The organism is uncultured Algibacter sp. (assembly GCF_947495925.1).
Lineage (GTDB): Bacteria > Bacteroidota > Bacteroidia > Flavobacteriales > Flavobacteriaceae > Algibacter_E.
Genome location: NZ_CANMAU010000003.1, coordinates 431036 through 445420, shown reverse-complemented (window position 1 = coordinate 445420; position 14385 = coordinate 431036). Strand labels below are relative to the sequence as shown.

At 33.6% G+C, this 14385-nt stretch carries 10 protein-coding genes; 2 read left to right on the top strand and 8 right to left on the bottom strand.

Annotated elements, in window-relative coordinates; genetic code table 11:
- Positions 1–117: 117 nt before the first annotated feature.
- A complete protein-coding gene (locus tag Q0857_RS08285) occupies positions 118–3378 on the top strand; it encodes a glycoside hydrolase family 2 TIM barrel-domain containing protein (protein ID WP_298533710.1) in 3261 nt (1086 codons plus the stop codon).
- Positions 3379–3474: 96 nt separating this feature from the next.
- Positions 3475–4884, top strand: a complete 1410-nt coding sequence (locus tag Q0857_RS08280) for a hypothetical protein (protein ID WP_298533708.1) — start codon at positions 3475–3477, stop codon at positions 4882–4884.
- 43 nt (positions 4885–4927) lie between these two features.
- On the opposite strand, the gene Q0857_RS08275 is transcribed toward Q0857_RS08280, so the two are convergent.
- The 8 genes from Q0857_RS08275 to Q0857_RS08240 all read right to left on the bottom strand — a co-directional run bounded on the left by Q0857_RS08275 (position 4928) and on the right by Q0857_RS08240 (position 14307).
- On the bottom strand, positions 4928–5902 hold the full coding sequence (locus Q0857_RS08275; protein ID WP_298533706.1) for a LamG-like jellyroll fold domain-containing protein: 975 nt from the start codon (positions 5900–5902) through the stop codon (positions 4928–4930).
- A 353-nt stretch (positions 5903–6255) separates the two neighbouring features.
- Positions 6256–6996 (bottom strand): DUF6503 family protein, encoded by a 741-nt coding sequence (locus Q0857_RS08270; RefSeq protein ID WP_367278085.1) that lies wholly within the window; start codon positions 6994–6996, stop codon positions 6256–6258.
- 147 nt (positions 6997–7143) lie between these two features.
- A complete protein-coding gene (locus tag Q0857_RS08265) occupies positions 7144–7542 on the bottom strand; it encodes a DUF695 domain-containing protein (RefSeq protein ID WP_298533704.1) in 399 nt (132 codons plus the stop codon).
- 58 nt (positions 7543–7600) lie between these two features.
- Positions 7601–9292 carry a c-type cytochrome gene (locus tag Q0857_RS08260; RefSeq protein ID WP_298533701.1) on the bottom strand — a complete coding sequence of 564 codons (1692 nt, stop codon included), beginning with the start codon at positions 9290–9292 and terminating at the stop codon, positions 7601–7603.
- Between the two features lie 160 nt (positions 9293–9452).
- A complete protein-coding gene (locus Q0857_RS08255; RefSeq protein WP_298533697.1) occupies positions 9453–10988 on the bottom strand; it encodes a YifB family Mg chelatase-like AAA ATPase in 1536 nt (511 codons plus the stop codon).
- A gap of 80 nt (positions 10989–11068) precedes the next feature.
- Positions 11069–12109 carry a transglutaminase domain-containing protein gene (locus Q0857_RS08250; protein WP_298533695.1) on the bottom strand — a complete coding sequence of 347 codons (1041 nt, stop codon included), beginning with the start codon at positions 12107–12109 and terminating at the stop codon, positions 11069–11071.
- Complete coding sequence (locus tag Q0857_RS08245; protein WP_298533693.1) at positions 12110–12820, bottom strand: carboxypeptidase-like regulatory domain-containing protein; 711 nt, start codon at positions 12818–12820, stop codon at positions 12110–12112. It abuts the gene before it with no gap.
- A gap of 200 nt (positions 12821–13020) precedes the next feature.
- Entirely contained in the window at positions 13021–14307 is a 1287-nt protein-coding gene (locus Q0857_RS08240) for an alginate export family protein (RefSeq protein WP_298533691.1), read from the bottom strand.
- Positions 14308–14385: the final 78 nt, after the last annotated feature.

The window sequence follows — 14385 nt, the reverse complement described above, 5'->3', positions numbered from 1 at the left end:
TTTGTTACCCTAATTTTAACTAAATGTTATGTTCAAAAAGTGTTTGGTCATCATAAAACCACTTTTTAATAAATATATTTGTAGTACACTTAATTAAACCATAAATAAGAAAATAATATGAAATATAAGATTTGGGATTTTCTTTTAGCCTTTTTAGTAATTAGTTCAGTTTTTGCTCAGCAAAGCGCTTGGGAAAACCCTAATGTAAATTATATCAATAAAATGCCTGCACGTGCTACATTTTATTCTTATGAAAACATAGATTTAGCAAAAGCAGATCATAGAGAAAACTCGAAATATTACAAGTCTTTAAATGGAGATTGGAAATTTAATTGGGTAGCAAAACCAGCTGATGCAGTAAACAACTTCCAAGACACAAATTTTGATAGCTCAAATTGGGATGTTATTGATGTGCCTTCCAATTGGGAAATGAGAGGTTATGGCACACCAATTTACACAAATTCTACCTATCCATTTTTTAGTGATTTTCCATATATAAACCATAATGATAATCCTGTTGGGCATTATATTAAATCTTTCAAATTTGAAGGCTCGTGGAAAAATAAAGATGTTATTTTACACTTTGGTGGTGTATCTTCGGCATATTACGTTTGGGTGAACGGGCAATTTGTAGGTTACAGTGAAGACACTAGATTACCTTCAGAATTTGATATTACATCGCATCTTAAAGAAGGTGACAATAAAATAGCTGTAAAAGTATATCGTTGGGCAGATGGCAGTTACTTAGAAGCACAAGACCATTGGCGCCTGAGCGGTATTGAACGTGAAGTATATTTACAAGCCTTGCCTAAAGTGAGGCTTTCTGATTTTGCACTAAGAACATATTTAGATAAAAATTACGAAAATGCATCATTACAAGTAAGACCAGAAATAGTAGCTAATATTCCTAATAAATACTTAAAAAAAGTAGGTCATTTTGGTAATGCACCTTTAAAAACGACTGTTGATGATTGGACATTAACTACGCAGTTAATTGATGCTAACGGAACATCTGTTGGTGAAGCAAATACAATCAAACTAGGTAAGATTTTAGGTGAAAGATATCCGCAACGTGATAATGTTAAATTTGGTTTAATGAAGACTGTGATTGAGAATCCAAGAAAATGGTCTTCTGATGATCCATATTTATACACTCTACTTTTTGAACTTAAAGACGATAAGGGGAATTCTATTCAATACTCAAGTACTAAAGTTGGTTTTAGAGATTTAGAAATTGATGAAAGAGGTCGCTTTTTAGTTAATGGTAATCCTGTAAAAATGATTGGTGTTAATCGTCATGATCACCATCAAACTAACGGAAAAGCATTATCGAGAACAGACCTTGAAGAAGATGTTAAACTTTTGAAACAGTTTAACTTTAACGCTGTTAGAACATCCCACTACCCTAACGACCCTTATTTTTATGATTTATGCGATAAATATGGGTTATATGTAATGGATGAAGCTAATCTAGAAACTCATGGTACTCGCGGACAATTATCTAATGTTCCTGAATGGGGAAATGCGTATTTACAACGCGCTATAAGAATGGTAGAACGCGATAAAAACCACCCAAGCATTGTATTCTGGAGTTTAGGAAACGAATCTGGTACCGGACCTAATCATGCTGCCATGGCTGCATGGATTAAAGATTTCGACCCAACACGTTATATTCATTATGAAGGTGCTCAAGGTATGCCGTCTCATCCAGACTATAAAGAAGATTACTTTAGTCATGGAAAGGGAAACCCTTCTGATAAACCATGGGTAGACATGGTTAGTAAAATGTACCCAAGTACCGAAGAGTACCAAAGTTTAATCGATCATACTGGAAAGGTTGATAACAGACCTGTAATTATGTGTGAGTATGCACACTCTATGGGGAATTCTACAGGAAATATGAAAACCTATTGGGATGTTATCTATAAAAACGATAGAGCTTTAGGAGGGTATATTTGGGATTGGATTGATCAAGGCCTTGTAAAGAAAGATCAAAACGGAAAAGAATTTTTAGCCTATGGAGGTTCTTATGGAGATACACCAAACGACGGGAGTTTCTGTATAAATGGTATTATTGCGTCTGATAGAACACCAAAACCTGCTACTTACGAATGTAAGAAGGTAAATCAACCAGTAGTGATATCAACAACAAATGCTTTAAGTGGTGAGTTCGCAATTTTAAACCGCCATCATGCAGTCGATTTATCTCAGTATAATTTATCTTGGAATATCACAGAAAATGGAAAAATAGTTCAAGAAGGAGGTTTAGGCACATTAAACACTAAAGCATTCGAAACTAGCAAATTCAATATTAATTTTAAGAAACCTAAATTAAGACCAGGCAGCATATACCACTTAAATATTACAGGAAAACTAAATAAAAACACTTTATGGGCTAAGGAAGGCTATGCCGTTTTTGAAGAGCAATTCAAACTAAATTATAATGTAAAAACATCTGCTACTCTAAAATACAATAAACCTTTAAATGTTTCAGAAAACAATAATATCGTATCTATAACCAATAAATCTGTTTCCATAGAAGTAGACAAAACAACAGGATACATTTCAACATATAAATCAAAAGGCGTAACTGTTTTAAAATCACCTCTAAGATTAAACTTTTGGAGAGCTGAAACAGAAAATGATTTAGCTTACCGAAACTCCTTAAATTTACAATCTGAATTAGATTGGATGCATGCTGGTGAGAAGTTCAAAGTCGATAGTATTTCAATTAATTCTGATGAAAAAAGTAAAGTTGTGATTTCTGTTAAAGGTAATATTGAAAGTCCAAAAACAGCTGTTGCACTAACCTATACCATATTAGGAAATGGCGAAGTAAAAGTAGATTATGATGCTACTATAGACAAAGACGCGCCTAACGCACCAAGAATTGGAATGCAGTTTGACATTGCTAAAAGCTATAGTAATCTTACATATTTAGGTAAAGGTCCGCATCCTAACTATTCCGATAGAAATTACGGGTCTCATATAGGCATGTATTCTGGAAAACCAGAAAACCTAAATTACATGTATGTATATCCAGAAGAATACGGAAACCACACTGAAACTAGTTGGTTTAAACTCAGAAATTCATCTAACACCGGTGTTTTAGTTAAGGGAGAACAGCCACTCAGCTTTAGTGTAGTATCTTACAGTATAGACAACTTACAAGAAGCAAATTTTACCAACGAACTCATTGAGCGTGATATTTATACCGTGAATGTAGATTTAAAACAACAAGGACTTGGTGGAGATGACACTTGGTCTAGCCGCGCTCAGGCTTACGAGCAATATAGAAATTTACCGGGCAACTATAACTATTCGTTTTACTTAGTGCCATTTAGTGGTAATATAAAACCAGAATCAATTAGTTTTTAAGACACTTTTGTAACAAGAGTAAGTTTTTAACGTCCAACAGATAAGCATAAATGAGACCAGACTTTTTAGAGGGATGCTCTCATTTAAAATATTTTTTTGATAAAACTAAACTTACAAGCAGTTAAAAAGAATCTAAAAATATTATTTCTAGTCTTCCCCTTTTTTATAGGCTTAACCTTACAAGCGCAATTAGGCTTTTGCACCGGTAATTCTGGCGACCCCATTTTTATTGAAGACTTTGGTGCTGGTAAAGGAGATGTAAAAATACCATCAGGCACTACAACCTATAAATTCACTAAAGGTCTGCCGGCAGATGGTACATATAAAGTATCTTCTAATTCTGATTATTTTGGTTGGTTTTCTGAAGGAGACCATACATCTGGAGATATTAGTGGAAGATCACTCATAGTAAATGCAAGTTATAAACCAGGGGAGTTTTTTAAAACACCTATTTCTGGTTTATGTGAAAACACAACTTATGAATTTTCAGCTTGGTTAATTAACATATTTCCTTCTTATAATACACCATGTGGTTTCTTTAAAAATGGTAGCGCACTACCTATAAATGTAACTTTTGAAATTTGGGACAGTAGCGGTACTACCTTATTAAAAAGTGGAGATACAGACGATATATATGGAACGAATACGCCAAATTGGCAAGAATACGGACTCGTATTTAAAACCAAATCAGGACAAACATCTGTTATTTTAAAAATGCGCAATAATGGTAGAGGTGGATGCGGTAATGATTTGGCCATAGACGATATCGTATTTAAAACCTGCGGAGATGCAGTTATAATAAAGGATGAAGTAAAAAAAACAACGAATATCTCATTATATAAAAATGAGCTGCCTTATTCTACTAAGCTTTCTGCTACCCCAGATTTCTCGGTGTTTTCTGAACATTACTATCAATGGCAAGAAAGCAGTAATGGTCTTGATTGGATTAATATTGAAGGAGAAAATAATAATAGTGTTTCGGTAAATAATATAAATAGCACAAGCTATTATAGAGTATTAATTGCAGAAGGAGTTACTAATTTGCTCAATTCATTATGTAACTCAGCTTCAGAAATTTTTAAGGTCAACATTCTTAGTACCGAAAATCCTAATAAAGTTAAAAAGCCGGTTCCTAAGCCGCAGCCCAAGCAGGAAAAAAGAACGACTACGCTCATAAGACTTAGCCCTATGGGAGTTACAGCCATACAAAATGAAAGTGTTAAAAACATCGATAGCCTAACTAAAGATATTAAAAGAACTTTCAAAGCTTTAAAAGAAGGCCCTAAAACACGAAAACAAGTAATTATTGTTAAAAACGGGCGCCATATAATTTATGATAAAGTCTGGATTGACGGCGCAGTAGGAAAGTTTGTGCAAACAGAAGAAAAAATAATAAAGCAAGGAGATGCTTTTACAGATACTATTGTAGAAGAGACTTTATATTACAAAACAACCTACGGTTATAACTTAATAAAAAGAACTTACACCATTAAAGTAAAGCTTTAGTATTCTTTTACAAAATTAGTAGCTTTTACACCTTGCTATTAAATTAATCAATAACAACCAATCGCTTAACTAAACTTGAATTGCCATCTTCTGATAAACGCATCAAATAAATTCCAGAATTAAGAAACCCAATATCAACCATTTCGTTTTCAATAGAAATAGTTTTTATTAACTGACCATTTAAATTAAATACACTTGCAGTATCAAATCTTAGCGAAGATCTAATAGAAATAATAGATGATGCTGGATTTGGATACATAGAAACACTTACACTATTTTCCGAAACACTAGCCGTATTAAACTCATTGTATAGCTGGTTAATTTGTGCCGCCGTCAAAGCAACATCATACAACTGAATTTCATCCAAGCTTCCCTTAAGATAAACAGGGTTTGGGTCATAAACATCTGTACCAATGGTTAATGGATATGGCTTCACCGAAATCCCAGTATCCGTTCCATAATCTTGCTCGCTAATAAGTTGCCCATTCACATAAATCTTCAGAACCTGACCATCATAAGTCCCAGCAATATGGTACCATTGGTCTTCTACAAAAGAAACATTTCCAGAAGTACAACGCTGGCAAAGTCCGCCGTCACCAGGGCAACTATCAGGCTCAATACACATCCATAAAGCATCACCAATAATCCACATACCGTATCTAGAATGCCCGCCATCCTCATTTGCACTTTGCTCCACCAAAGAGTAAAAACTATTCGTGTTGTTTTGCGTTTTATGCTTATACCACATACTCATTGTCAACCTACCCGAAATTTCCAAATTTATAGAATGTGATACCTCTAAATACTGATTTGTACCATCAAGGAACAACCCCGAATCTCCAACTCCAGTTGTAAAACTCGTTTCATGATTAATAACGGTATGATTATAAGTAGAACTATCAGAAAGAGAATTCCCATCAAACCTAAGATGCAAAATCAAATTAGGCCCAGAAATTTGTGCCGATATACTTATGCTCAAAAAAAGCACAAGGTATAAAGCCATTTTAGAAAAAGACATCGTTGGTGTATTAGTTATAAATTTATGTCGGAAAATGTTATGTATACTTTCAGAAGGTTTTTTTGAGCGTTACCTCGAAAAGAGGTCGGACTTTATTCTTAGGTTTCTATTTTAAACTATTGAACTCATGAATATAAATATTTCTCTATTCAATTCCCCCTGCGTCGGAGATTTCAAACATGCCGTTCAATCCCTAACGCAGCTATCTGCCAACTATAAGTTTTAAATTTTGACCTTTTTTTTCGATTTTTAATAAGATTATTAATTGAAAGCTTTCAGGAATGAAAATTGATTTAGGAATATTTGTTCCCAAAGTTGGTAGACTTTGGTGAGCTAGGAGTCAAACATGGCGTTTAATCCTTGACCAATATATTTTCTAAGTCAATTTTTGAAAGTAATTCTAGACCGTTATTTTCAAATTTAGAATCTAAATGTTCTAAAACTACATTATCCCCTTTTGGTTTATAGTTATTATAATCTACAAATCGAATACCTTCTATAAAACGTTCATTGTATGCCTCGCGAAATCGCAAACCTATACCGTGTTTTTCTGCATAAGAATATGCTAAATAATCAACTTTAAAAGTCACGGTATCTATCCAATAAATAAACACATCTTCAAAATCTTCGCCACCACCATCTTCACTAAAAGTAATTTTAATTTTATGATAATCGGTTCCCTTTACATTCGTTTTTCCTAAATAGTTTTTCTTAACAGCTTTACTATTTAAACCATAAGGCAATACGGAAAAGTAATGTACAGAATTAACAGAAGCAGAATAACTTTCTTCTTTCTCTTTAGAAACCTCATAAGGTTTATTATTTATAAACCTCAGAAATCCGTCATTCGACAAAACATCTCTAACACTATTTACAGAATCCTTGAATATTCTTTCTAGTTGAAACTGTCCGTTATCACGAACTGCTCTATAATGTTTATCTCTAAAATCAAAGCTAATTGTTGTGCTTTTAATTGTATTACCACCAGATACCGCAATAGATTTTTGAACAATCTCATCTGCATCTTGAAGTTCCCTTTTACAATTAACCAAAAGTGAGGTAAATACAAATATTACTATGACTTTCTTTATCAAAACTAGGTTTTAAATATGAGTCGTAAAAGTGAGGAATACTTAACGGTACAGTTATACCATATTAGTTTTTTTCTAAAAATTTTACCGACACTAGTTACAAACTAGTGGTAGATTACGATATTTTTATAATTTATTAATAACATAAGATTAATACAGTCTAAACCTCTCAAGAGATCTCCAGTATTTATCCTTATAAATATCAAAATCTATAGCTATTCTATTTTTATGTTTCGACTTCAAATTATCGAAAATCTTGAATGGTTTTCTAAAATCTTTGCAAGCAAAATAAATAGTTCTACCGGAATCTGCAGTTTGTCTACCATTATTTAGATAGCCTTCAGAATCTTTCATAGCCTTCATTATTTCGTCTTCAATAACATTTAACAATTCATAATCCTCAGAATTAGGCATGCCATTAGAATTCGATCTATCATACTTTATATTTAATTCTGCAATCCATGGATGGGAAACTTTACTGTCCCATTCTAATAAATCAGTATTTATTATGGCAAATAATGGTAATACATTCTTTAGGGTTGCCTCCACACTAGTGTTAGCATCATTTTCTGTATTATACCTTACGCCTTCATACTTTTCAATAAATTTAATTATTGTTTCTCAATTTTTTTACTTCATCTTTTGTAATACTATTATAGTCATTCCCAAAATTAGAACGTACATACGTTAGTACATCGGCTATTTGTTTGTCAGTTAGAAAATCATGAGCAGCCATTACATTACTATAGACTTCTCCATTTACTTTTTCTCCAGCCATACCATTAAGTAATACCCCAATAAGAGCGTTTTTGTCGCCTTTAATCCAATCTGTATTTGTTAACGGAGGATTTAAGCCTTCTACCCCTTTTCCATTAGCTTGGTGGCAAGCTAAGCAATAGGTATCGTATACTTTTTTTCCATTAGGATTATCTGTGATTTTTTCCGTAGTTTCTTCGGATTTCTTATAAGTAATAACAGTTTTTTTTATGTTAGAATTTTCGCCATAATACATAATTCGCCATATTTTTCCGGTGGCAGAAGAAGTAACATATAAAGATCCATCTGAACCTTGCGCAATTCCCATTGGCCTATTTATAGCGTCTGCAGGGTTCTTAACCTCTTCCATACCAGCAAAATTATCGGCGAAAATTTCCCATTTACCGGACGGTTTACCATCTTTCATAGGAACAAAAACTACAAAGAAACCTTTTTGAGGTAAAGGGGATCTATTCCAAGAACCATGGAATACTATAAAAGCACCATTTCTATATCGTTTTGGAAATTGGTTTCCCGTATAAAATAATAAATCGTTTGGAGCCATGTGTCCAGGGAATGCCATAATAGGGGCTTTTATTCCTTCGCATCTTCCTTGTTGTTCGCCATCTCCTCCATATTCAGGAGCTAACATTTTTTTGTTTTTATTTTGATCAAAATAACAGAAGGGCCATCCAAAATCATCGCCCATATTTACTTGTAAAAATTCTTCGGCTGGTAATTGCGCATTTTGTTCTTTTGTATATAAATCCGGCCATAATTGATGTAGTTGATCTCTGCCGTGTTGCATGGCATATAAACTGTTCGTAGAAAAATTCCAGTCAAGTCCCATAGCGTTACGTATACCTGTAGCATATTTATAACCATCTTTGCCGTGAATCTGGTTTGTTTTATTAGTTTTAAAACTCCAAATTCCTGCTTGTAAATCTAAATGAGGACATGGGTCCATTCCTTTTTTTCCAGGACTACGAGCTTCTTTTTGGCATGCGTTAGAAGGAGAGCCTACAGTTACGTATATGTTACCTTTATCATCAAAAGTAAAAGGTTTAGAAGAATGATCATTTTGTTTTGGAAAACCAGAGATTACTAATTCTGACTCTAAGTTTGGTAGTAAACTGTCTTTTTTAAGGGCGTATCTATAAACTTCTGTTGTAGAGGAGGCGTATAAAAAACCATTGTTAATATCTATACCACTACCGGAGAAGTTACCAAACTCTTTTACAATGTCAGACTTTCCATTCCCAGTAGTATCTCTAAAAGCAATTATACCATTATTATCTACTTTTTTTAGCATTTTTACATATATGTCTCCATTATCTCTTACCGTTATATGTCTTGCCATTTTTCCTAGTCCATTATGAACCACTAGAGCTCCAAAATCTTTAGGCAAACTAATGTCTCCGTTATTTTTATCTGGCGCAGGTAGGGTAAGGCTAGCGCTGCTAATTTCTTTTTTTTCTTCTTTACAAGAATGAAATAGTTGTAAAGAGGTTAGCGATATAATAAGTATAAAAAACTTTTTCATTTTTAGTAATCTTAAAATTAACAGGTTTTAAACTTAGTCTATTTTTTTATAAGAATCAATAATCAAGAATTTTATTACTAATATTTACTTGAAGGTTATTAAACATAAACTTTATAATGGTGTCTGAAAAAGAGTTTTTAATATTTATTTTGTGGAATTTCTACCCCAGCCATCCCTCACGATCCAAACTTCTATACTGAATCGCTTCACTAATATGAGAGCCATTTACATTGTCCGAACCTTCTAAATCAGCGATTGTTCTAGAAACTTTCAAGATCCTGTCATACGCCCTAGCCGATAAATTCAAACGTTCCATCGCCGTTTTCAAAAGTTCTTTTGAAGCCTTATCCAACACACAATACTTCCTTATTTGCTTCACATTCATTTGCGCATTGTAGTGAACTTTTTCAGAGGTTTCAAAACGCTTACTTTGAATACCTCTTGCCCTTGTAACGCGTTTACGTATATCTACAGAAGTTTCTCCTTTTCTGTCATCACTTAATTTATCAAAAGGTACTGGTGTTACTTCAATATGAATATCAATCCTATCCAATAGCGGGCCAGATATTTTACCTAAATACCGCTGCATTTCTGCAGGACTAGATGTTACTGGAGCATCCGGATCGTTAAAATACCCCCCAGGGCTTGGATTCATACTCGCCACCAACATAAATGATGATGGATAGGTTACCGTAAATTTGGCCCTAGAAATGGTGACTTCTCTATCCTCTAAAGGTTGACGCATAACTTCTAAAACTTCGCGCTTAAATTCTGGCAATTCATCTAAAAATAAAACACCGTTATGGGACAATGATATTTCTCCAGGTTGTGGATAACTGCCGCCGCCTACTAAAGCGACATTTGAAATAGTATGATGGGGACTTCGAAAAGGCCGTTGTGCCATAAGCCCTGTATCTTTTACTCTACCAACAACCGAATGTATTTTTGTGGTTTCTAAAGCTTCATGCAAGGTCATAGGAGGTAAAATACTCGGAAGCCGTTTTGCCAACATCGTTTTACCGGCTCCTGGCGGACCTATTAAAATAATATTATGGCCGCCAGCTGCTGCAATTTCCATACAACGCTTTATGCCTTCCTGCCCTTTTACATCTGAAAAATCAAACTCAGGGAAATCAAGATTTTTTTCAAACTCTTTTCGAGTATCAATTATGGTTTGTTCTAATACTTCTCCTTTATCAAAATAATTAATAACCTCCTTTATATTTTCAACACCATAAACTTCCAGATTATCAACTATAGCTGCTTCTTTGGCATTCTGTTTTGGAAGTATAAATCCTTTAAAACCTTCTTCTCTTGCTTTGACCGCTATAGGCAGAGCTCCTTTTATAGGCTGTAAGCTGCCATCAAGAGACAGTTCACCCATAATTAAAAACTTTTCTAAATCATCAGCCTTAATTTGATTGGAAGCAGAAAGAACACCAATAGCTAAGGTTAAATCGTAGGCGCTACCCTCCTTTCTTAAATCGGCAGGTGCCATGTTAATTGTTATTTTCTTTCCAGGAATTCTATATCCATTGTTTTGCAACGCAGCAGCTATTCTATAATTACTTTCTTTGATAGCATTATCCGGCAATCCTACTAGGTGATATCCTATTCCTTTATCTACATTTACCTCAACAGTAATCGTTGAAGCCTCTACGCCAAATACGGCACTAGCGAAAACTTTTTTAAGCATACTCTTTCTTTACAGCATAAATGTAAGAAAAGTAATTTAAAACATATAGTAATTATCCTTAATCAGGTATACTATTTTAATTAATTTTGAGCTAGATGTTTTTGCTTTCTTAATTTTTCTGCATGAACCGCATAAGATGCGACAATATCGCTGTTTACCATAAAATGAATATTATAGTTACCTTTTTTTATAAAATGGTATTTCAGTTCAATAGACCCATTTCTATAATCTAAAGCAGAAACCTTAATCGTTTTACGACTCAAACCACTGCTTATTATTAACCGCATTTCCTCACTCGCATTATTACTTGTTATTTTGAATTTAAACATCAACGCTTCACCTACTAAAACTGTTGTTTTTAGATTTTTAGGTGTCATAGGAATAATGCCATACTTAAACGTACTACCGTAGGTTATCGGAGCACTTACAAACTCTTTTAGGCTAACTTTATCTCTTCGAAGTCTCCACTTTTCGACCAACGGATAGTACTTTATTATAAACAAATCAGGATCGGCTAAAAAGTAGCCGTCATTATAATTTTTAACGAATCTATTACGGTCTAAATCAAAATAGCCACTTGCCATAGTAGCATCAACTAAATACCATTTATCGTCCAATTTTACTGCATTCCAGGAGTGATTTGGCACATCTATTTTTTCGACATTCCTTTTTGAGGTTCTGCAATACCCATCAATTATTTCACAATTAATATCCACAAAAGCAGACAGCTCTTTTATCAAATAGGCATATCCGGTACAAATAGTTTTTTGTTCTTGCCATAAGGTTTTAAATACTCTTGATCGTGCTTCACTATTCCATTGGTAAAACGCTATGCTATCGTTTTTAAATTTCTTTCGTTTTCTTAAAGTTAACTCTCCAAAACTATGATCACTCTTAATGTTTGAACACACCCAAATATAAATAGCTCGAAATTTTTCAACCTGAGACTCCAAGCTATTTGTAAGATTATAGGCCAGTATAGGCATGTTCTTTAAAGTTGCGCCCTTATATATTTTTGCTATGCTATCTGCCTTTTCAAAATCTATATGTTTAAAATCAGATTTTTGCGCATTAACAAATAGATTTAAAAATATGATGAAGACGATTAACAACTGCTTCATCTAAAATATGTTCTTTATTCTTTGCCATAAACTAACCTTAGACTCATATATTTCATTCACGTCTACTTCTCCCATTAGTACACATGATATATCTTCTTGCATGATAATATTTAATGGACTAGTCTCATCTTTTATTTGAATATGCTGTGTGGCATAACCTAAAAAGCTTACAACCAATACATCTCCTTCTTTTAATGGTTTTGGGAATTCAAACTCCCCATCAAAGTTTGTTACTGTCCCAATGGACGTATCTTTTAAAACTATATTTGTGCCGGGAAGCACACCTGTCTCATCAGAAACTATTCCTGAAAGGAGTTTTTCTTGCAATTCATTTTTTTGGGTTTTATCGCTGCCTTCATTTTGAGATTTCTGCACAATTTCTGTTTTAGGTTCTATGGTTTGAGCTTGAATTTGGTATAATGACGTTAAAGAGAAAACGGCTAGTGCGGCAATTCTTAAAAACTTATTTGTAGTTTTTCTAATTTCATGGTTTTTTGATGGTGTATTTAATTGCGATACCTTAAAATATCCACATGTACGCTTCTCTCGATTTTTAATAAAGTACGCCTTTAATTCTTGGTCCGTCATGTTTCTAAAATCGATGACTTCTTTTTGACATGAGTTACAGAATCTTCCCGATGGTGTCGTTTCAAACCGACTAAATTTTTCTGAGCACGGTTTACTAATTGTAAGATTTAAATGTTGATTCATAATATTGTTTTTTTAGTGTCTCTAAACTATGAAGACTTTAAAATAATATCTACCAATAATTAGAGAACCTCGCATTTCATTTCGTGAAACCTACTTTGCACTTAGGCAAAGTTTTACTTTTAAAAAACTATAAACTTCATTTACAAACACAAAAATCCCCTAAAAAGGGGATTCTTAATTATTTAATATGTTTTATTATATTATTTTTTTGCAGTATTTAAAAACTTAGGCTTAATTAATAACTGTACCCAAGCCCAGTTTTGTAAATCGGCAGCATCTGCTTCAGCAACGCCTTTTAACTCATACATACCATCGCTAGCAAACATTTGAGAGTATCCAATTTTTAAACCATACCCTTTAAACTTCTTTGAAAACACTAAATCAACCTCAGTACCTAATGACTTCTCTCCACTTGGCAATTCTTTTTCTGCGCTAAAGTTTAATACTTTTGCCATTAAACTTGTTGTTTCGCCCAGTTTAAAGTTAGCACCTACATGCACATCTAATAAACCAACACTATTGGCATGGTTACCTACGTAAAAATAATCCATAAAACCATTAAACTTATGGTTTGTACCATATAATGGGAAGAACGCTCCGGTTTCATCTGTATTAGTTTTATCATTACCACTAATAATTTCAACTCCTGCTCCTAAACCAACTTTTGATGATAACTTATAACCTAAATCTAAGCCTACTAAATAAGCTCCTTTTACATCTTTATAAGATGTTCCATAAATGGCTGTACCGGTTTGTATATAACCATTAAAAGCTGCGCTAAATGCATTTTTACCATATTTTAAGTGCGTTCCTATAGTTTGTAAATTAGCGATATCTCCTAAGCCGGCAGCTGCATTTTGGAAACCGTTATTCATTAACAATAGACTTCCAGAAAAATTCTCCCAAGCATTAGTTGCATGTACCATTTGCATCGTTTTGTACGAAAAGAATCCAGATGTATTATAAGCATTCCCTTGAGAAATAAATCCTGTTGGGTGTGAATAATCTTGATTGAAAGCCAATGCAATGTCCAATGCGAACTTATTCTTTTTATACTTGATAAGTCCAGCATCATGATTACGTGCTTGTTGTGCCCAATCTAATCCACCAAGTATACGCTGATCATCATATGACAACACTTGACGACCAATTTTTGTTGACCAACCAGATCCCAATTGTAATTCTGCCCATGCTTGGAAAATTGCAAAAGAGTTATTCATGTCATAAGGTAAAATTTGTCTGTTTTCACCCCATACCATAACATCCTGAAAACTAATATATACTTTATATGTTTCAGTTGCATATCCAGCATTTAAACGTGCTCTTGTTGAAATTCCAAACCCTGGCTCTGCATCTTTTGGAATTAATGACCCGAATCCATGACGGTATTCTGTTCTTGGTTTAAACTCACCATCTAGAGTAAATTGAGCTTGCGCAAATTGTAAACATGCAAGCAATAATCCTAGTATTACATATTGTTTTTTCATACGTTCTTGTTTTAAAATTTTGATTTTCTTTTGAGTTTTTGTTTGTGTTAATTAAAATTTAAACCACCGCAAATATAA